Origin of the sequence: uncultured Salinisphaera sp. (assembly GCF_964012375.1) — a bacterium.
Classification (GTDB): domain Bacteria; phylum Pseudomonadota; class Gammaproteobacteria; order Nevskiales; family Salinisphaeraceae; genus Salinisphaera.
In genome coordinates this window covers 1-17,659 of sequence record NZ_CAXGSH010000084.1, presented here as the reverse complement: position 1 = coordinate 17,659, position 17,659 = coordinate 1, and the positions used below count along the sequence as shown (strand labels likewise).

At 64.2% G+C, this 17,659-nt stretch carries 15 protein-coding genes; 3 read left to right on the top strand and 12 right to left on the bottom strand.

Annotated elements, in window-relative coordinates; all coding sequences use genetic code 11:
- Positions 1–294: 294 nt before the first annotated feature.
- Positions 295–2,154, top strand: coding sequence for a CocE/NonD family hydrolase (locus ABNU97_RS13905; RefSeq protein ID WP_348767293.1), 1,860 nt, complete (start codon positions 295–297; stop codon positions 2,152–2,154).
- 186 nt (positions 2,155–2,340) lie between these two features.
- Here ABNU97_RS13905 and ABNU97_RS13900 read toward each other — a convergent pair whose 3' ends face one another.
- The 8 genes from ABNU97_RS13900 to ABNU97_RS13865 all read right to left on the bottom strand — a co-directional run bounded on the left by ABNU97_RS13900 (position 2,341) and on the right by ABNU97_RS13865 (position 11,227).
- Positions 2,341–3,450 (bottom strand): 5-methyltetrahydropteroyltriglutamate--homocysteine S-methyltransferase, encoded by a 1,110-nt coding sequence (locus ABNU97_RS13900; protein ID WP_348767292.1) that lies wholly within the window; start codon positions 3,448–3,450, stop codon positions 2,341–2,343.
- 98 nt (positions 3,451–3,548) lie between these two features.
- Positions 3,549–4,172 (bottom strand): protocatechuate 3,4-dioxygenase subunit alpha, encoded by a 624-nt coding sequence (gene pcaG / locus ABNU97_RS13895; protein ID WP_348767291.1) that lies wholly within the window; start codon positions 4,170–4,172, stop codon positions 3,549–3,551.
- A 2-nt stretch (positions 4,173–4,174) separates the two neighbouring features.
- Positions 4,175–4,912 carry a protocatechuate 3,4-dioxygenase subunit beta gene (gene pcaH, locus ABNU97_RS13890; protein ID WP_348767290.1) on the bottom strand — a complete coding sequence of 246 codons (738 nt, stop codon included), beginning with the start codon at positions 4,910–4,912 and terminating at the stop codon, positions 4,175–4,177.
- A 111-nt stretch (positions 4,913–5,023) separates the two neighbouring features.
- Positions 5,024–6,199, bottom strand: coding sequence for a 4-carboxymuconolactone decarboxylase (gene pcaC / locus ABNU97_RS13885; RefSeq protein WP_348767289.1), 1,176 nt, complete (start codon positions 6,197–6,199; stop codon positions 5,024–5,026).
- A gap of 18 nt (positions 6,200–6,217) precedes the next feature.
- Positions 6,218–7,426 carry a 3-oxoadipyl-CoA thiolase gene (pcaF, locus tag ABNU97_RS13880; protein WP_348767288.1) on the bottom strand — a complete coding sequence of 403 codons (1,209 nt, stop codon included), beginning with the start codon at positions 7,424–7,426 and terminating at the stop codon, positions 6,218–6,220.
- Between the two features lie 272 nt (positions 7,427–7,698).
- Positions 7,699–9,036, bottom strand: a complete 1,338-nt coding sequence (locus ABNU97_RS13875) for an adenylosuccinate lyase family protein (RefSeq protein ID WP_348767287.1) — start codon at positions 9,034–9,036, stop codon at positions 7,699–7,701.
- 55 nt (positions 9,037–9,091) lie between these two features.
- On the bottom strand, positions 9,092–9,898 hold the full coding sequence (locus ABNU97_RS13870; RefSeq protein ID WP_348767294.1) for an IclR family transcriptional regulator C-terminal domain-containing protein: 807 nt from the start codon (positions 9,896–9,898) through the stop codon (positions 9,092–9,094).
- A gap of 90 nt (positions 9,899–9,988) precedes the next feature.
- A complete protein-coding gene (locus tag ABNU97_RS13865; RefSeq protein ID WP_348767286.1) occupies positions 9,989–11,227 on the bottom strand; it encodes an HD-GYP domain-containing protein in 1,239 nt (412 codons plus the stop codon).
- A gap of 414 nt (positions 11,228–11,641) precedes the next feature.
- On the opposite strand from ABNU97_RS13865, the gene ABNU97_RS13860 reads away from it, so the two are divergent.
- Both ABNU97_RS13860 and ABNU97_RS13855 read left to right on the top strand, forming a co-directional pair.
- Entirely contained in the window at positions 11,642–13,336 is a 1,695-nt protein-coding gene (locus ABNU97_RS13860) for an L-lactate permease (RefSeq protein ID WP_348767285.1), read from the top strand.
- A gap of 133 nt (positions 13,337–13,469) precedes the next feature.
- Complete coding sequence (locus tag ABNU97_RS13855; protein WP_348767284.1) at positions 13,470–13,877, top strand: heme-binding protein; 408 nt, start codon at positions 13,470–13,472, stop codon at positions 13,875–13,877.
- Between the two features lie 93 nt (positions 13,878–13,970).
- Here the strand turns inward: ABNU97_RS13855 and ABNU97_RS13850 are convergent, their stop codons facing one another.
- Genes ABNU97_RS13850 through ABNU97_RS13835 form a run of 4 tightly spaced genes read right to left on the bottom strand, consistent with a single transcriptional unit; the run spans position 13,971 to position 17,531 of the window.
- Positions 13,971–15,122 (bottom strand): sulfotransferase, encoded by a 1,152-nt coding sequence (locus tag ABNU97_RS13850; RefSeq protein WP_348767283.1) that lies wholly within the window; start codon positions 15,120–15,122, stop codon positions 13,971–13,973.
- Positions 15,119–15,835 carry a hypothetical protein gene (locus ABNU97_RS13845; protein ID WP_348767282.1) on the bottom strand — a complete coding sequence of 239 codons (717 nt, stop codon included), beginning with the start codon at positions 15,833–15,835 and terminating at the stop codon, positions 15,119–15,121. The genes ABNU97_RS13850 and ABNU97_RS13845 overlap by 4 nt, the downstream gene beginning before the upstream one ends.
- 60 nt (positions 15,836–15,895) lie before the next feature.
- Positions 15,896–16,189, bottom strand: a complete 294-nt coding sequence (locus ABNU97_RS13840) for a hypothetical protein (RefSeq protein WP_348767281.1) — start codon at positions 16,187–16,189, stop codon at positions 15,896–15,898.
- A gap of 10 nt (positions 16,190–16,199) precedes the next feature.
- Positions 16,200–17,531 carry an arylsulfotransferase family protein gene (locus ABNU97_RS13835; RefSeq protein WP_348767280.1) on the bottom strand — a complete coding sequence of 444 codons (1,332 nt, stop codon included), beginning with the start codon at positions 17,529–17,531 and terminating at the stop codon, positions 16,200–16,202.
- Positions 17,532–17,659: the final 128 nt, after the last annotated feature.

Here is a 17,659-nt window from a genome sequence, read left to right as displayed (position 1 = left end):
GGGCGGCGCAGCCGCACCGGCCCCGAAGGGGTGAGCCGCGCAGCGGCGAATAATCGTCCCGGGCGCGCCATACCCCAGCGCTCCGTAGTGCGAGCGCGTTACAGCCATGATCGCTACAACGCTAACTCGCAACAGAACGCGGGTGACAGCAAGCGGCGCGCAGCCGCCGCCCGCATGCGTCTCGTCTTAAAGTCGCATTATCGGTGTTCATACCCATTACTTCCCGATGACAAAGGGATAACGTCTAGCGCATATCGAGAACATGGGTCTGCCGCGGCGGGGAAGGGGGGCGTGATGGGTAAGAAGGCATTCATGGCCGGGTGGGCGCTTGTTCTGTTGTTTGCCATCGGCCTGGTCGGCTGCGGCGATGGCGATGACGGGTCTGTAGACGTCACGAGCTCTCGCGAGCCCGTGGACGGCGGCGGTGGTGATCCTGCCACACCCGCAGCCCTGTTCTGCGACGAGAGCGCACCCGCGCTTGAGGCCGGGCGCGTCGACGAGGTCACGCAATCGACCGATATCGATGGCACGACGATCGATGTGGCCATGACGTTGTATACGCCGGCGCTCGACAAAGGCGAGTGCGCGCCGCTGATCGTTCACAGCCACGGCTTTGGCGGCAGCCGGATTACCGACCTCGACGACGTGGCAGACGACGCCAACGCGTCCGATCTGGCCACTCGCCAGGCGTGGGAATCGGGCTATTTCGTGGTCAGTTTCGATCAGCGTGGCTTTGGCGAGACGGGTGGCCGGGTGATGGTCGAAAACCCCGACTTCGAAGGCCGCGACACGATAGCGGTCATCGACTATGCGATCGAACGATTCCAGGGCCATCTGGCCTATCGTCGCGGCGAACCCGTGCTCGGCGCGCTCGGCCTGTCCTATGGCGGCGGTTATCAGCTGGTGGGCGCCGGCGTGGACCCGCGCATCGACGCCATCGTGCCCGCGGCCACCTGGCACGACTTGACTTATAGCCTCGCACCGAACGGCACGCCCAAGACCGTATGGCTGGATCTGCTGGTCCTGCTCGGCGTGACCGGCGCCGAAGGTGCGCTCGATCCGTTTCTCTACGAGGGCTTCGTACAAGCCCAGTTTGGCGAGATTTCAGAGGATATTCTCGCCGAGGTCGAAGGCAACGGGCTAAACGCCTTCTGCGACGGCTTGCGGCCGAGCGAAGGCGTACCGCGCGTCGATGCGTTTTTCGTACAGGGCGTGAACGATACGCTGTTCAACATGAACGAGGCCGTGCGCAACGCCCAGTGCCTGCGTGCGGCCGGCAACGACGTGCGCCTGCTCATTCAGCGCACCGGCCATATCCTGCCGCTTTTCCAGGCCGTGCAGGGCGCGTTCGGTTTCGACCTGGACCCGCGTGTTACCTGCGGCAATGCGACCTATGCCACCTCGGAGCGCATGCTCAGCTTTCTCGACGAGAAGCTGCGCGGTGTCGAAGCCCGCCCGCCGGTCGACGACAATTGCTTCGTTCAGGACGATACGCACGGCGTGGTGACCGACGATGTCCCGATCGGTGGGCAGCGTTACACAATACCTTCCACCACCCTGTCCACCGGCCCGGTGGTGGAAACCGTGGTCAACGTACTCCAGGGCCTGCAGATCAACGGCAGCCCGTTGCTGCCGACCGTGCTCGAGTCGCTGGGCATGACGGTGGCCAACCTGCTGGATACGCTCGAGGCGTTGTTGACCAACCCGGGCGAACTCGACAGCGTGCTGACCGACGAGGTGCTGCAGCTGCTACCGCCGGAATTGCTCAACGAGCTGACCGCGCCGTCGCGGGAGCTTTTCCTGTTCACCGCCGAACGGCCGATGACGCTGGCGGGTATCCCAGTGGCGGACCTGAAGATCGAGAGCGCGGCGGAGAATCCCATCGTGTTCGTAGGCCTGGGCCTCAAACGTCAGGGCGAAACCCGCATCGATCTGATCAATACGCAGGTCGCGCCTTTGAGCGGGCAGGCCGACGGGGTTTACCAACAGCCGCTGGTGGGTATATCGACCCGGCTCAACCCCGGCGACGAGGTGTATCTGATGGTGTACGGCTTTCATAACCAGTACTACCTCAGCTTCAATCGTCTGCCGCGCGTGGTGACGCTTTCCGGCGCCGTCGATCTACCGCTGCTGCCAGAGGCTATGGGCCGGTAGTGACGGGGTGGCGCGGTTTCCGGCACGTCAGCAGCGCCCTGGCGACGGTTATCGAGTCGCGTATATTCCGCCCTTGCCCCGGCGGGGCGGTGCACGGCCGGCTGCGGCCCGGCCTCAAAGATGAAGCGCGTTGCGCCGGCTATCGGGCCTCGACCTGCGACACGACGCAGGCCGAGGCGGATGGCGTTATTTCCAGACCTGTGCCGCGGTTTCGACCACGCGTTCGAGCTTGGCCCACTGCACGTCTTCGGTGATCTCGTTGCCTTCGGCGGTACTGGAGAAGCCGCACTGCGGGCTCAGGCATAGCTGATCGAGCGGCACGTACTGTGCGGCCTCGTCGATACGTTTGGCCAGTTCGTCGTGCGACTCCAGCGCTTCGAGCTTCGAGGAAACCAGGCCGAGCACCACGTCCTTGCCCTTGGGCACGAAACGCAGCGGCGCGAAGTCGCCCGAGCGTTCGTCGTCGTATTCCAGAAAATAGGCGTCCACGTTCAGCTCGTTGAACAGCACGTCGGCCACCGGCTCGTAGCTGCCCTGGGCAAACCAGGTGCTGCGATAGTTGCCGCGGCACAGATGCACACCCACGGTCAGATCGTCGGGTTTGCTTTCGAGCGCGGCGTTGATGAGTTCGGCATAGCGGTGCGGCAGTTCGTTCGGGTCGTCGCCGCGATCGGCCGCGGCAGCGCGCATGTCCGGATCGCAGAGATAGGCCAGATTGGTGTCGTCGAGCTGGATATAGCGACAGCCCGCGTCGTGCAGGGCCGCGATCTCGTCGCGATAGCACTGGGCGAGATCCTCGAAGAAGCCGTCCAGTTCGGGGTAGGCCTCGATATCGATCGCCGCGCGGCCACCGCGAAAATGCACCATCGTCGGGGAGGGGATCGAAACCTTGGGCATGACGCCGCTATGGGCGGCCAGATATCGGTAGTCCGCAACCTGGATATTGCGGGCGTGGGCGAGCTTGCCGGTCACGCTGAGCTTGGGCGGCGTGAAGCCGTCGTCCGACGACTTGGCGTTGGGGTTGGCACTGATGCCGCCGGTGACACTCACGCCATCCAGCTGTTGCAGAAAATCCAGATGGAAATAGGCACGCCGGAATTCGCCATCGGTCACACACGGCAGGCCGACGTTTTCCTGTTTTCTGACGACATCGGCGATCGCCTTGTCTTCGACAGCGCGCAGCGCATCGGCGTCGATCTCGCCCCGCGCATGCTCGGCACGGGCCTGCATGAGGTTTGCCGGGCGCAGCAGGCTGCCGACGTGGTCGGAGCGAAAGGGAGGTTGGGTGCGATGCATGGGTTGTCCTTTTTTTGGCCTTCTATTCAGCGTGATGGCTTGGCTCGGGACGCACAAGTCGACGCGCCCCGGCGCGGCGTTGTCACGACGCCCGATTGTCAGAAATCGAAGAACACGGTTTCCTGCGGGCCCTGGAGATGGATTTCGAAGCGATAGCGTGGTGTGTCGGCCTGGGTATCGCGGCGGGCGATCAACGTGTCGCGCCGACTCGGCGGCAGCGCGTTAAAGAAGGGGCAGCCGGCGTTCGCTTGGTGTTCGTCATCGAAATACAGCCGCGTATGCAGGTGGATATTGATGCCGCGTGCGAAGAGCATGAGGTTGATATGTGGTGCCATCGGCTGGCCGCCCGGGTGCGCCACACGGCCAGGTTTGACGGTATAAAACGTCCACCAGCCGTCGTCGGTCGCCGATGGCGCGCTGCGCCCGAAGCCGCGAAAGGCGTGCTCGGCGCGATAGTCGGTTTGATAGACGCCGTGCGCGTCGGCCTGCCAGGCCTCGACGAAGATATCCTCGACCGGATCGCCGTTGCCGTCGATCACCCGGCCGTGGATTTCGATCGCCTCGCCTGTGGCATCCGCTGCGGCGATCTCGGGGCCGATTTCCGACGCGCGCGGCGGCAGCCCGGCCACATCGAGTGCCAGGCCGATATGCACGAACGGCCCGGCGGTCTGCGAAGGGGTTTCCGGGTACGAAAGTCCTTCATCATGGGTTGGGCGCGTCATATTCAGCTCGCGTTTTCGAAGTAGGTCTGCAGCGCGCCGCGGGTGACGATATCGAAACGGTAGGCGAGACAGTCCATCGGCCGGGCCGCGGCCTTGTCGAGCCGGGCGACGAGGGTGGCGACCGCCTCCGGATCATCGAGGGTGTTCACGATCGGGCACAGCGGGATGAGCGGATCGCCTTCGAAATAAAGCTGGGTTATTAGACGTGTACTGATCGACGGGCCCATCACCGAGACGTGGATATGCGCCGGACGCCACGAGTTCACGTCGTTCGGCCAGGGGTAGGGGCCGGGCTTGACGGTACGAAAGCGATACCAGCCGTCGTCATCCGTGATGGTTCGGCCCACGCCGCCGAAATTCGGATCGAGCGGGGCGAGGTAGCCGTCCTTGATATGGCGATACTTGCCGCCGGCGTTGGCCTGCCAGATCTCGACCAGTGTACCGGCCACGGGTTTGTTGTACTGATCCACCACGCGGCCGTGAACAATGATGCGTTCGCCGATCGGCAGGCCGTCCTGTGCGGTGCCCGAGCGAAAGTTCAGGAGCAGGTCGTTGTCGAAGCGGCCGAGCGCAAACCGGTCGAAATCCGGGCCGGTCAGTTCCGAGGCGGTCGGGGTTTGCAGGCTGACCAATGGCTGCTGCGGAGCCCGCGCGACGGATGTCTTGTAGGCGGGGGCATAGGGCCTTGGGTGCCATTGCCGATCACGCATGACGAAGCGGTTGTGCTTGTTCTGCGCCATGACCTCTCCTGGTGGTCGCGTATCAGCCGGCCCGTCCAATCGAATAGGCTGCATTGTGCAACAGATCGGAACCGTGAATCGAGTCCGCGTGTCGCCGCTGCCAAGCCAGGCCTACGCCGGGTCGCTGCGGCCCCAGCCCTGTTCCTTGGCGAGCTTGAAAGCGTGATTGGCCGCCGGCACGCCGGCATAGATCGCCACGTGCATGAGTGCCTGTCGCAGTTCGGCTTCGGGTACGGCCAGACGCTGTGCGGTCTTGAGGTGCAGGATCAGCTCGTCGTCCCGGCCGAGCGCGGCGAGTATGGCGATGGTGATCAGGCTGCGCTGGGTGCGCGGCAGGTCCGTATTGCCCCAGAGTTCCCCCCAGGCATAGCGCGTGATCATGTCTTGAAACGGCGCGTCCAGCGTTGTGGCAGAGTCGGCGGCACGATCGACGTGGGCGTCGCCGAGCACGGCGCGCCTTGTGTTCATCCCGTCGGCATGGGTTGCCGGCGTTGCGGGGCCGGGGTGGGCAGCGCAGGCCGCGACCAGGCAGTCGGCGAAGGCCGCGCTGTCTTCCACCGACGGCACGTGGGCCACGCCTTCGATCGTGGTGAGCGGCGCGCCGCCCAGTTCTTCGGCCAGGGCCTGCAGGGTGGCCACCGGCGTGGCCGGATCATCGCTGCCGGCAATCAGCCGGACCGGCCGGTCGATGGTGTTCAGCCGGCCGCGCAAGTCTGCGTCTGCGAGCAGTTCGCACAGCCGCGCATAGCTTTCGTTGTCGGTGCGTGCGAGCTGATACGTCCAGCCGGCCAGGCCGGCCGGCTGCTGTTGCTTGTAGGCCTGGCCAAACCAGCGCTGGGCAAGCTCGGGCGCCATCTGTGCAAGGCCTTCGCTGCGAACCCTTGCGGCACGCGTCTGCCAGTCCTCGGGCTGGCCGATCACCGCGCCGGTATTGGTCAGTACGGCCCGCTCTACAACGGCGGGCGCATCGAGCATCAACGCCTGCCCGATCACGCCGCCGATGGATGAGCCCACGAACGTACAGCGTGGGATGGCCAGGGCGGCCAGCAGGGCGCTGGCATCCGCGGCCAGGTCGTGGGCGGTTACGGCGTGGTCGAGTGGCGCACTTGCGCCGTGGCCTGGCAAATCCCAGGCAATACAACGCCAGCGCCCGCGCAGCTGGGCGGTGACCTCCCGCCATACATCGCGCGACATGCCCAGCGGATGTGCAAACAGCATCGCCGGCAGGTGGCTTTCGCCACTATCGTCGTAGCCAATTGTCCGGCCGTTGCACTCGACAAACGCCATGGTTTTTTCCCGCTTGGATCAGACGCGCTCGATCACGGTGGCGATACCCTGGCCTACACCGATACACATGGTGCACAGCGCATAGCGGGCATCGGTGCGCGCCATCTCGTGCAGGGCCGCGCTGACGATACGCACGCCCGACATGCCCAACGGATGACCGAGCGCGATCGCGCCGCCGTTGGGGTTCACGTGCGGGGCATCGTCGGGCAGGCCCAGTTCGCGCAGGCAGGCCAGCGACTGGCTGGCAAACGCTTCGTTGAGTTCGATGATGTCCATTTGCTCGATGGAAAGTCCGAGACGGTCGAGCAGCTTGCGCGAAGCGTATACCGGGCCCATGCCCATGATGCGCGGTTCCACGCCGGCGGTCGCCATACCCAGAATACGGGCCTTGGGCTGCAGATCGAACTGCTTGATGGCCTCGTCCCCGGCCACCAGCAGCGCGCCGGCACCGTCGTTCACGCCCGAGGCGTTGCCGGCGGTCACCGTGCCGTTGCTACGAAACGGCGTCGGCAGCTTGGCGAGTTTTTCCAGCGTGGTGTTCGCACGCGGGTGTTCGTCGGTATCGAACACGATCGGGTCGGCCTTGCGCTGGGGGATCTCGATCGGCGTGATTTCCTCGGCGAGATGGCCGGCCTGGCGGGCGGCTTCGGCTTTTTGCTGCGAGCGCAGGGCGAAGGCGTCCTGATCTTCGCGCGAAACCTTGTACTGCTCGGAGACGTTCTCGCCGGTTTCGGGCATGGAATCGATGCCGTACCACTGCTTCATCAGCGGATTGACGAAGCGCCAGCCGATGGTGGTGTCTTCCAGAATCTGCTGGCGGCTATAGGCGGATTCGGCTTTGGCCAGCACGTAGGGCGCCCGCGACATGGATTCCACGCCGCCCGCGAGCATCAGCTTCGTTTCCCCCGACCGGATTGCGCGGGCTGCCGTACCGATGGCGTCCATGCTCGAGCCGCACAGGCGGTTGATGGTGGAGCCCGGTACGGCCGTCGGCAGCCCGGCCAGCAGCGCGCTCATGCGCGCGACGTTGCGGTTGTCCTCGCCGGCCTGGTTGGCACAGCCCATGAGCACATCGTCGATCGCGGCCGGGTCCAGATTCGGCGCCTGGGCGATTACGGCCTTGATGATATGCGCGAGCATGTCGTCAGGGCGCACGCTGGCCAGCGTGCCGCCGAAGCGGCCGACCGCGGTACGGGCCGGATGACAAAGATAGACGGTGTTGGACATGGCTGGATCTCGTTATGCGGTTGTTCGAATAGACGCGCGTCAGTCGCTGCCTCGACCGCGTCGCGGTCGATACAACCGACGACGCGCCGGTGCCGGGCGTTCGAGCGCGTACTGCAATCGCGGCATGATGTAACCGCAAACCTGCGGCTCTTGATGCAACGGTTCGCCTTGCGAACGTACGTTTGCATCGCGAATAACCTAATCGCTGTATGGTGCTGGCGTCAACGCGCGCCGTGCGGGCGCTGCGCGGCGTGTGGATCGCCTTTTGTCGATTACATCCGGTTCAGCATCTGGCGTACGCGTTCCACCTGCGCCAGGCTCGCGCCGACATGCGCCATCGGGTCGAGCGCGGCGCGCAGCCGTTGCTCATCGACGTGGGCCGCCACCTCGGGCCGTTCGAGCAGCACGTCGGCCAGCTCACTTTTTTGGGCGACTGCCTGATGGATCGCTTCGGCGACAAGCCGTGTAGCCGCCGCGGCCGCGAGATGGGGCATCAGCATGTCTGTCGCAGGCTCGGCGAGAAATGCGCTGGCCGCCAGCCGCAGATTGTGTTGCATGGCGTCGACGCGCACATCGAGCCCTTCGAACATCACGACCAGCGTATCGAGCATGCCTTCGACCAACTGCAGGCTGTCGATGAGCGGGGCCCATTCGGCCTGCCATTCGCCGATTCCGCGCTCCAGCGGCTGGGCGGCGACATCGTGCACCAGCGCCACGTTGGCATGGACCTGCCGTGCGGCCGTGCGCAGCCGCGTACAGCCCACGGGGTTGCGCTTATGCGGCATGGAGGAGGAGCCGCCGGCGCCGGTGGCTGCGGGTTCGCTCAGCTCGCCGATTTCGGTCTGGGCCATGAGTGCGACGTCGAGCGCGATCTTTTCCGCGGCGATCGCGACCGCGTCGAGCGCGTCTGCCAGGGCCACGATGGGCTGGCGATCAGTATGCCAGGGCAGCAGCGGGCGATTGAGGCCCAGTTCTTCGGCCAGGGCCTCCATCAACGCCGGGCCGTGATCGGGAAAGCCCGTATGTACCCCTACCGGCCCGCCGAACTGTACGAACAGACCATTGGCCGCGATATCGACCAGGCGCGTCTCGGCTTGCGCAAGTCCCCCGAGCCAGTGCGCGACCTTGGCGCCAAAGGTGATGGGCAGCGCCTGCTGCATGAGCGTACGCCCGATCATCGGGGTGCGTGCATGGGCCGTCATCAGTGCGCTGCCGTGGCCGCGTGCTTCGACGAGGCGCTGTTCAATGCGTGCGAGCCCCGGTTGGATGACAAGCATCAATGCAGAGTCGACGATGTCCTGGCTGGTGGCGCCATAATGAAAATGCGCCCGCAGGTCGGCGTCGAGCAAGGCCTTGGCCTGCTTGACGAAGGGAATCGCGACGTTGCCGCCGTCGGCGGTATCGGCGGCCAGGGCGTCGAGGTCGAAGGCGTCGATATCCAGCCGGGTTTCGATCGCGGCGGCGGTGCCGGCGGGCACCAGCCCGGCGCGTTCCTGTACGCGGGCCAGCGCACATTCGACACGGCACATCGCCGCAAGGAAGTCCCGCGGCGAACAGGCAGCGACGCCGGCGCGGCTCATGAAGGGATGACGGATAAACGCGTCGAGCATGGCGATACTCCCGAACGGATCGCGCGGATTGGGCGCCGACGACCGGGCGTGGCGATCAGCCCACCTGGCGGGCGATCTCGTCGCAGGTCTGCTGCAGCAACGGCAGAAAGCGTGACTTGAGCGTCTTGCGATCCACTCGCGCCGCGTTGGTGCTGATATTGATCGCGCCCAGCAGTACCCCGTGCATGTTGTAGACCGGCACGGCCAGCGAGCGCAGGCCCGATTCGAGCTCCTGATCGACGATACAGAAGCCCTGTTCGCGGGCCTTGTCGAGATGTGCCCGCAGCTTGCTGACATCGGTGATCGTGCGCGGGGTATAGGTTTCGAACTTAAGATTCGCCAGCACCGCGTCCAGTTCGGCGGGCTCGAGCATGGCCAGGAGCATACGCCCCATGGAGGTGGTCGCGGCCGGCAGCGGGGTGCCGATCGACAGTGCGATCGTCATCAAACGATGCGGGGCCGCCGAGCGCGCCACGTAGATCACGTCCGCGCCCTGCAGCACGCCCATGGATGACGACTCGCCGGTGATTTCGGTAATGCGTTCCAGGTGCTGGCGGATGACCGGCTGGTAGTTGTTCGACGACAGAAACGCATAGCCCAGCTGCAGCGTCTTGGGCGCCAGCTCGAAGTAGCGATCCTTGCGCCGAACATAGCCGAGCCCGTGAAGAGTCAGCAGAAAACGACGGGCTTTGGCACGGTTCATACCGGTGCGTGCGGCGACCTCGCTGAGCGTCATGCGTGGATGGTCGCCGTCGAAGGCACGAATGACCTGCAGGCCGGTATCCAGCGCGGTAACAAAGTCGCGGTGGTCGGGGGTCAGCCCCGTAAAACTGTCGTCCTGTTCGCGTGGCACGTCGCTGATCAACTGGTGGAAATCGAACGCCAGTGTAGCAACGACACGGGTTGTTCGCTTGGCGAACAACCATGCGGCGTGCGGATCAAGCGTCGGTCGCTAGCTCCAGGCCGATGCGTAGTCGTCGATATCCACGCCGTAGGCGCCGTTGGCGAGGGTGCGCACGATACGAAAATTGGGAAAGTGGTTGAGATCGCGTATGCGCTGCGGAAAGTAGCGACGCTTGCGGTGGTCGAGCACCACCAGCATGGTCGGCCGTGGCTGGCGTGCTTCGCTCGGTACGACAAAGCCGACTTCGCCGGTATTGAGTTCGATCAGGCTGCCCACCGGATAGGCGCCCAGGGTATGGATGAACTGATCGAGCAGGGTGGGGTTGAAGTCGCCCCGGCTGCGGCTCATGAGCTTCATTACCTCGCCCGGCGCCCGACTTTCCTGATACACGCGATCGCTCGTCATCGCGTCGTAAACGTCGGCAATCGCCACGATCTGGGCGTAGTGCGAGATCTCGTCGCCGGTGAGTCCGTCCGGGTAGCCGTGGCCGTTCAGGCGTTCATGATGTTCGCGCACGATGCGCAGGCTCTGCTGGGATAGCTGCGAGCCCTGTTCGAGCAGCTGCACACCATATTGCGGATGCTGCTTGATGACCGCGAATTCGGCGGCCGACAGGCGTGCCGGCTTGTGCAGGATATCCATCGGCACCTTCATTTTGCCGACATCGTGTAGCAGTGCGCCGACGCCCATTTCCTCGATATCGGCTTCCGGCTCGCCTCGGACAGTGGCCAGGGCCACCGAGAGCATGCAGACGTTGATGCTGTGCAGCGCGGTGTACTCGTCACGGTTCTTGAGGTTGGTGAACCACACCAGCGCATCCGGGTTGCGCGATACGCTGGCCATCATTTGCACGACCAGCTCGCGCGCATCGAGTTGCTCCAGCGGCTGGCCCGCGCGGGCATCGGCCTGGATGTTGCGTACGAAATCGCGGGCCTGTTCGCGAATGAGTCGGGCCTGGGCGAGCTCGGCGCTGAAGCTCTGCGGCGAGCGGCTGTAGACGGCGGCGGGCGCAACCCCGCGGCGGGTGAAGCCGGCCGGTTCCGGGCGCGCGGGCAGCGGCGTACCCGGGGCCTCGGGCGGCGTAGAGACATAGACGTATTCGACGTGCCGGCTCAGACGCGCGATATCCTCCCGTGTCTTTATGTGCAGGCCCTGGAGCGGATAGTCGGTTTCGAGCCACGGCCGGTCCAGTGCCTCGACATACATGCCGAGCTCCAGTTCGGTGACCGGAATTTTTTTCGCATAGCGCAGCATGCAGGTCGAAATCTCGATCGGAGAAGCCGTCATTCTAGGCTGTTACGAAGATTACCGCGATCCGGTGTCCTGCGTAGTCCTTGGCCGGCGGCCCCATACATGCGCGTACCGCGTTTGCTAGCGGGAGAAGCGCCTTATACCGGCGCCGGGCTAATGATTCAGGCGCGTGGGCGCCAAACGAGCGCTGTTTCGGGTGTCGTCAATTGGTCTTAGGCGGCCGCACGAGTCGGCACACGCTGGAATGCCGCGAGGCCGTGAACGTGGGCCGGTTCTGCCTGTGGCCGGCGGCATTGCGAGGATACGGTGGCTGCCCGAGACGGCGAATAATGAATTGTCGTTTCACGGACAACGTGATTAGCTTAGCGGCACACGCGCGGCCGGCCGACCGGGGAGGGCGCTGCACGACGCCGCGCACTCTTAGTCAATATATGTGCAGGGGATAAATGCATGGTTTCTCTGACGATGTCGCTTCTCGCGTTCGTCCCGCTGGTACTGGCCGGCGTGTTGTTGATCGGCTTTCGGGTGCAGGCCCGTACCGCGATGCCGATCGTGTTCATCGTGACCGTACTGATCGCGTTGCTGGCCTGGGATATGAGCGTGACGCGGGTGGTCGCGTCGAGCCTGCAGGGGCTGATGCTCACGATCTCGATCCTGTGGATCATTTTCGGCGCCATCCTTCTGCTTAATACGCTCAAGCATTCCGGCGGTATTGCCGCGATTCGCAACGGCTTCTCCGGTATCAGCCCCGACCGGCGTATTCAGGCGATCATCGTGGCCTGGCTGTTTGGCTGCTTCATTGAAGGCGCCTCGGGCTTTGGTACGCCGGCCGCCGTTGCCGCGCCGCTTATGGTGGCATTGGGTTTTCCGGCCCTGGCGGCGGTCGTGGTGGGCATGATGATTCAGTCCACGCCGGTATCCTTCGGTGCGGTCGGCACGCCGATCATCGTGGGCGTGGCAGGCGGCCTGCAGAAGAACCAGATCTCCGAACAGCTCACCGCCAATGGCTCGGACTGGGCGACCTATTTCCAGCTTATTACGGCGGAGGTTTCGATCACGCATGCCATCTGCGGCATCCTGATGCCGTTGATCATGGTCACCGTGATGGCGCGTTTCTTCGGTGAGCGCAAATCCTGGGGCGACGGCCTGGAAGTCGCGCCCTTTGCGCTGTTCGCGGGCGTGAGTTTCGTGGTGCCCTATGCGCTGGCGGGCGTGTTCCTGGGCCCGGAATTTCCGTCGATGATTGGTGCCATGGTCGGCCTGGCGATTGTCGTGCCGGCTGCACGTCGCGGCTTTCTGATTCCTTCCCGGCCCTGGGATTTCCCCGATGAAAGCCAGTGGCCGGCGGACTGGGTCGGCAATATGGAAATCAAGGCCGATCATGTGGCCGGTCGCACGCCGCTGACGCCGACCATGGGCTGGGCGCCCTATGTGCTGCTGGCAATCCTGCTGGTGATCTCACGCACGGTCGAGCCGATCACCAACGCGCTGAAGTCGGTGGCGATCGGTTGGAGCGATATTCTCGGTCAAACCGGTATTTCCGGGTCGATCGAGCCGCTGTATCTGCCCGGCGGCATTATCTGCATGGCGGTTCTTATTACGTTCTTCCTGCATCGCATGCGTGGCGGCGCCCTGGGCTCGGCGTTCAAGGAATCGACCAACACCATTCTTGGCGCGGGCTTCGTGCTGATCTTCACGATCCCGATGGTGCGTATTCTGATCAACTCCGGCGTGAACGGCTCGGATCTGGTGTCCATGCCGGTGGCCATGGCCCAGCTGGTGGCCGATGGCGTGGGGCATATCTATCCGCTGTTCGCGCCGGCCGTGGGGGCGCTGGGTGCCTTCATCGCCGGTTCGAATACGGTGTCGAACCTCATGCTCAGCGACTTCCAGTTCAACGTGGCGGCCACGCTGGGCCTGTCGACCGCGATGATGGTCGCGTTGCAGGCCGTGGGCGCGGCTGCCGGCAACATGATCGCGATTCACAACGTGGTTGCGGCCTCGGCCACGGTCGGACTGCTCGGGCGTGAGGGTACGACCCTGCGCAAGACGTTGTTGCCCACGCTCTATTACTGCGTGCTTAGTGGCGTGATCGGCCTGATCGCGTTCTACGGCATCGGCGTGGTCGATGGCTTGATGAACTAAATCGCCGAAATGGACGAAAACGGCCCGCTTATGGCGGGCCGTTTTCGTTTGTCGCGTCGGTTGCTGAGCGCTTGAATACAGCGTTTATAGTAGTGGCCGTAACAACAATCCATTTAACTATCGGGATATGCCCATGAAACAGAAATCCGTAATCACGCTCGACGATGCCCACCAGATTCTCGATGCCGCTCAGAAGGAAGCCGAGAACCAGGGCTGGAACGTGGCCATTGCCGTGGTCGACGACGGCGGGCACCTGATCGCGCTGCGCCGCCTGGACGGCTGTGCGCCGATGGGCAGCTATGTGGCGACCGAAAAAGCCCGCAGCGCTGCACTCGGCGGCAAGGAAACGCAGGCCTTCGAGGATATGATCAACGGCGGGCGTGCGGCGTTCCTGTCCGTACCCGAGCTCAAGGCCACGATGACCGGCGGCGTGCCGGTGATGGTGGATGGCCAGCTTGCGGGCGCGGTGGGCGTGTCCGGTGTGAAACCGGATCAGGATGCCCAGACCGCCAAGGCGGGCGTGGCGGCCGTCGCCGGCTAGCCTCGCTCGAGCGCTTAGGCGCTTGCGTTCGTAAAAAGGCGCGGCCCGGCTGGGCCGCGCCTTTTTTATGCCCGATGGCCGCGGCTCGCGCCGCTAGGTATAGCCGAAACGGGCTGCCACAGGCCCGGTAATCTCGCGAATGCGGGCCAGTTCGGCATCGCTGAAGGCCGGTTTGTAGTAGCCGGGCAGACGCAGCCGGGATGCGGCTTGTTCGATGGTTGCCGGGTCGGTTTCTAGCCCGCAATGGGCATAGAAGCGTTCGAGCACGGCCTTCGAATCGCCACACAGATCCTCGTAGCGGATGACCAGTGTAGCGTCGCTGAGCTGATTGTCGCTGCTCAGACGCTGGTCGACATCTGCGTAGATCATGGCCCAGTAGTGGGCCCAGCCTTCGACCTCCTGGCCGTCGTTCCAGAGTTGCTGGATATGATCGACGGCGTCGTCGTCGCCGGTATGGATCGGGCGTCGATCCAGGCCGAATTCGAAATGTCCGACTCGCCGCATATGTTCGAGCGCACGCGGATGCGCGCTCTCGCCGGCCTCGAACAGGGTCTGTTGCTTCATCAGCGAGGCGATATGCCAAACCGGGTCGCGTATGGGCAGCACGAAGCAGGCATCGGAAAACAGCGACTGCAGATACTGCAGCCGCATGAGGTTGTAGTTGCCCTTGGCCGCATAGCGCTGGCGCTTGCGAATGGCGAGCAGCTTGCGGATATGGTCGCGATAGAACTGCTCGAATTCGGGGTTGCGGGTCTGCGCATCGAGCACGTTGCTGTGCGTGCTGTCGTGGATACGTTCGAAAAACGCCATCCAGAGCACTTCCTCGAAGGCTTCCGGGCTCTGGGAGGTGACCGCTATGCCGTCGCCGTGGGCACGCTCGGTCGCGGTTTCGCTGTTCTGCGGCACGCGTGCCAGCCAGCGATCCCACAGCCAGGGCGTGAATACCGGCGGGAAGTCGCGATAGCGATGGGTGGCCACGGTCGGATGCTCGGCGAGCAGCTCGAGCAGTATCGTGGTGCCCGAGCGTGCCAGGCCCGCTACATAAATAGGCGCGGTGATCGCAATATCCTCGATCGCCTCGGCCGCCATGCGGGTGTCGAAGTTGCCCAGCTTGATCGCCGCCCGGGGGTGGCGATATTGCCAACCGCCGACTCGATCCATCCAGGTGGGCACGGCGAAGCTGTCGATGGCCGCATCACTGGGTTTCGAGCGCGCGGTACGGGGTGCGTCGGTAGTTGCCGTCATTCGATTTTCGCCCATTTATAGATCGCCAGCGATACGATGAACATCACCGGCATGAAAACGAACAGCCAGGAATGCATCCAGGCCGGGCCGAAGGGGATGACCTCAAGTACCGGTAGATCGATATGCACCTGGTCTACGGGGGCGTCATCCGGCAGATAGCCGAGCGGATTCTCGGCCAGCCAGTGCCACCAGGGCTGTTTGGTGACAATGCCCACCGGTGCGGTCATGTCGAATTCGGTACCTCCCGCGCTCGCGTCGCCTACGGTGAGGCGGGCCGGCTCTGTACTGTTGTCCCAGCCGGTAGCCATTCCATCGGGTACGGTGGTGATTGTCGGCGTGGCGCCGGCGGGGGGCAGGGTATGGCCGTAGTGGGTTTCCGCCCAGAGCAGAAGCGCCAGCAGCGGCAGAACGGCCAGCAGCGTGCCCGGCACAACCATACCGACATGCTTGAAAGCGGTAGTGAACTGGTTCTTGATCAATGGCCCGGCATCGGCGAAATCGCCGTCGAATGCGTTCAGCCGCTGCCGTGCGGCCTTGGCCTCGCGCTTGGCCTGGCCGATTTTCGCCTGCGGCGAGCACAGCTTGTAGAGAAACATGGTAAGGACCGCCCCGAAAACCGCCCAGATCGCCAGCCTCGCGGCGGCGGGCAGGACGGTGGCCATGGCGCCGTCTAGCACGTTGAACAACGGCGCCGGTAGGTCGAATAGCCCCATTGAATAATGTCCTTCGCGTGGCGGCCCGATCGCGCCGGGGCGACCGGGCCGTCGAAATGGCTAGTTGCGGGTCGGGCCGTTGCCGGGGTCGTTGCCCGGGGTCGCGGCATGCGCGTCGCGCGCGGCGGCCTGCTCCTTCTTGCGACGGCGCATGCGCCGGATCGGCCAGAGCAGCACGAACAACAGCGCAGCGCCAATCGCGGCTACCACGCCCCAGAGCGCGCCCAGCAGGCTCAGGCCGGCGCCCGGCCCGACATAGGCCTGGGCCGCCGCGAAGGGCGCGAGCACGAGGGCTAGCGCCAGGCCGGAGCGCAGCAGCGGCGCACGACGGTTGCGGGTTTCGAGTTTATCCATGACAGACCTCCTAGGGCGTTTGGATGCTTTCGCGGAAAGCCGGCTCCAGGTCCTCGGCACGCAGCCGCTGACCGGAAGAGACGACGGGGATGTACCGGTCGTGATCGCCGCCACGCACCGGATTGAAGAATTCCCAGACGATGTCGCCGCTGGGCGCGACTTCGAACAGGCGCCCGCCGTCGGATTCGGTGATCAACCGGTTGCCGTTGGGCAGGGTGGTGATGGCACCGCGCAGACGGCTGGCGAACGGATGTTGCTGGGAACCTTCGTAACGCCAGACGATTTCTTCGCTTTCCGGATCGACTTCGAGTGCGCGGGTCATGTTGTCGGCCTGGAAATGGCCGTAATTGTCGAACAGGGTGAAGTGGCCGTTGGGCAGGGCACGCGCCGAGTGCTGGCCAAGCCACGAGCCGGCCATCGCCCAGGTCATCTGGCCGGTGTCCAGATCGATGAGCGCGGGTGTGCCGGGGTGGCGAAACGACACCAGCACCTGGTTGCCACGGCCCTGGGCCGGGGCGAAGTTTTTCGCCAGTTCGTTATCGATGAACTGCACGCTGTTGGTATGCAGCGGGTCCTCGAGCGCGAAATGGGCGATATTGGTCAGCAGCGGCTGATAGCGCGATTCGTAGAACGCCTCGAACAGCGGAATCTTGGCCTGCTCCTTGCCCGTATCGCCGTCGAGCACTACCACGTAGTCGTCGAGGAACGGCTTTGCCAGGGCGGGGAAGTTCTCGAAGCGCTTGTCGCTAAATTCATGCGTGAGCACGACGACACGCCCGTCCGGGGCGATGTCTATATCGTGGTGGGTCGCACCGTGATATTTCCAGATGACGTTGGAATCGGCGTCCAGTTTGACCAGACCGTAGCCCCAGGGCGTATCGCCTGCGGTGATATAGATCGCCAGCAGATCGCCGTTGGGGTACATGATGGCCTTGCGCCAGTACATGAGCGCGTCCTTGCGCGCGCCACGTCCGTCGGGCGCGGTATCCCAGAGCTTGCTGTAATCCAGCTGCCAGCGATGGACTTCCTTGCCGTCCATGTCCACCAGCGAGGCATACGGCGCACCGCCCGAGGTATACAGGGTGTAGCCGTTATAGGCACGGTCGCTGTCGTTGATCGTGACGCCGCGCTTGTCGCTACGTGCTTCACGCCATTGATCGGTCTGCGTGTACGGGTCGTCGATCGAATCCTGAACAATCAGCGCATGACCGGCCTTGTAGGCGTCATTGAGCCATTCGTACGGAAATACCTTGCTGAGCACCACGAGCGTGCCGCCCAGAAAGGCAAGAAAGAGACAGGCCACGAAAAACGCCGCAAAGCCGGCGCGATCCGCTTTATCCATTGTTGAACCCTTGCTAAGGGTCCCCATACGAACGCTTCGACCCTCGAAGCATCCGCCCTCGGCACGATTACGACCGTAGCACGTTGTGAAGGTTCCGTTACGGCGACATCAATTTTTGCTGCGCGCGG

Excerpts from the sequence above, each read along its gene's own strand:
- ABNU97_RS13905 (WP_348767293.1), top strand. The coding sequence starts at position 295 with ATGGGTAAGAAGGCATTCATGGCCGGGTGGGCGCTTGTTCTGTTGTTT.
- ABNU97_RS13900 (WP_348767292.1), bottom strand. The coding sequence starts at position 3,450 with ATGCATCGCACCCAACCTCCCTTTCGCTCCGACCACGTCGGCAGCCTG.
- pcaG (WP_348767291.1), bottom strand. The coding sequence starts at position 4,172 with ATGACGCGCCCAACCCATGATGAAGGACTTTCGTACCCGGAAACCCCT.
- pcaH (WP_348767290.1), bottom strand. The coding sequence starts at position 4,912 with ATGGCGCAGAACAAGCACAACCGCTTCGTCATGCGTGATCGGCAATGG.
- pcaC (WP_348767289.1), bottom strand. The coding sequence starts at position 6,199 with ATGGCGTTTGTCGAGTGCAACGGCCGGACAATTGGCTACGACGATAGT.
- pcaF (WP_348767288.1), bottom strand. The coding sequence starts at position 7,426 with ATGTCCAACACCGTCTATCTTTGTCATCCGGCCCGTACCGCGGTCGGC.
- ABNU97_RS13875 (WP_348767287.1), bottom strand. The coding sequence starts at position 9,036 with ATGCTCGACGCGTTTATCCGTCATCCCTTCATGAGCCGCGCCGGCGTC.
- ABNU97_RS13865 (WP_348767286.1), bottom strand. The coding sequence starts at position 11,227 with ATGACGGCTTCTCCGATCGAGATTTCGACCTGCATGCTGCGCTATGCG.
- ABNU97_RS13860 (WP_348767285.1), top strand. The coding sequence starts at position 11,642 with ATGGTTTCTCTGACGATGTCGCTTCTCGCGTTCGTCCCGCTGGTACTG.
- ABNU97_RS13855 (WP_348767284.1), top strand. The coding sequence starts at position 13,470 with ATGAAACAGAAATCCGTAATCACGCTCGACGATGCCCACCAGATTCTC.
- ABNU97_RS13850 (WP_348767283.1), bottom strand. The coding sequence starts at position 15,122 with ATGACGGCAACTACCGACGCACCCCGTACCGCGCGCTCGAAACCCAGT.
- ABNU97_RS13845 (WP_348767282.1), bottom strand. The coding sequence starts at position 15,835 with ATGGGGCTATTCGACCTACCGGCGCCGTTGTTCAACGTGCTAGACGGC.
- ABNU97_RS13840 (WP_348767281.1), bottom strand. The coding sequence starts at position 16,189 with ATGGATAAACTCGAAACCCGCAACCGTCGTGCGCCGCTGCTGCGCTCC.
- ABNU97_RS13835 (WP_348767280.1), bottom strand. The coding sequence starts at position 17,531 with ATGGATAAAGCGGATCGCGCCGGCTTTGCGGCGTTTTTCGTGGCCTGT.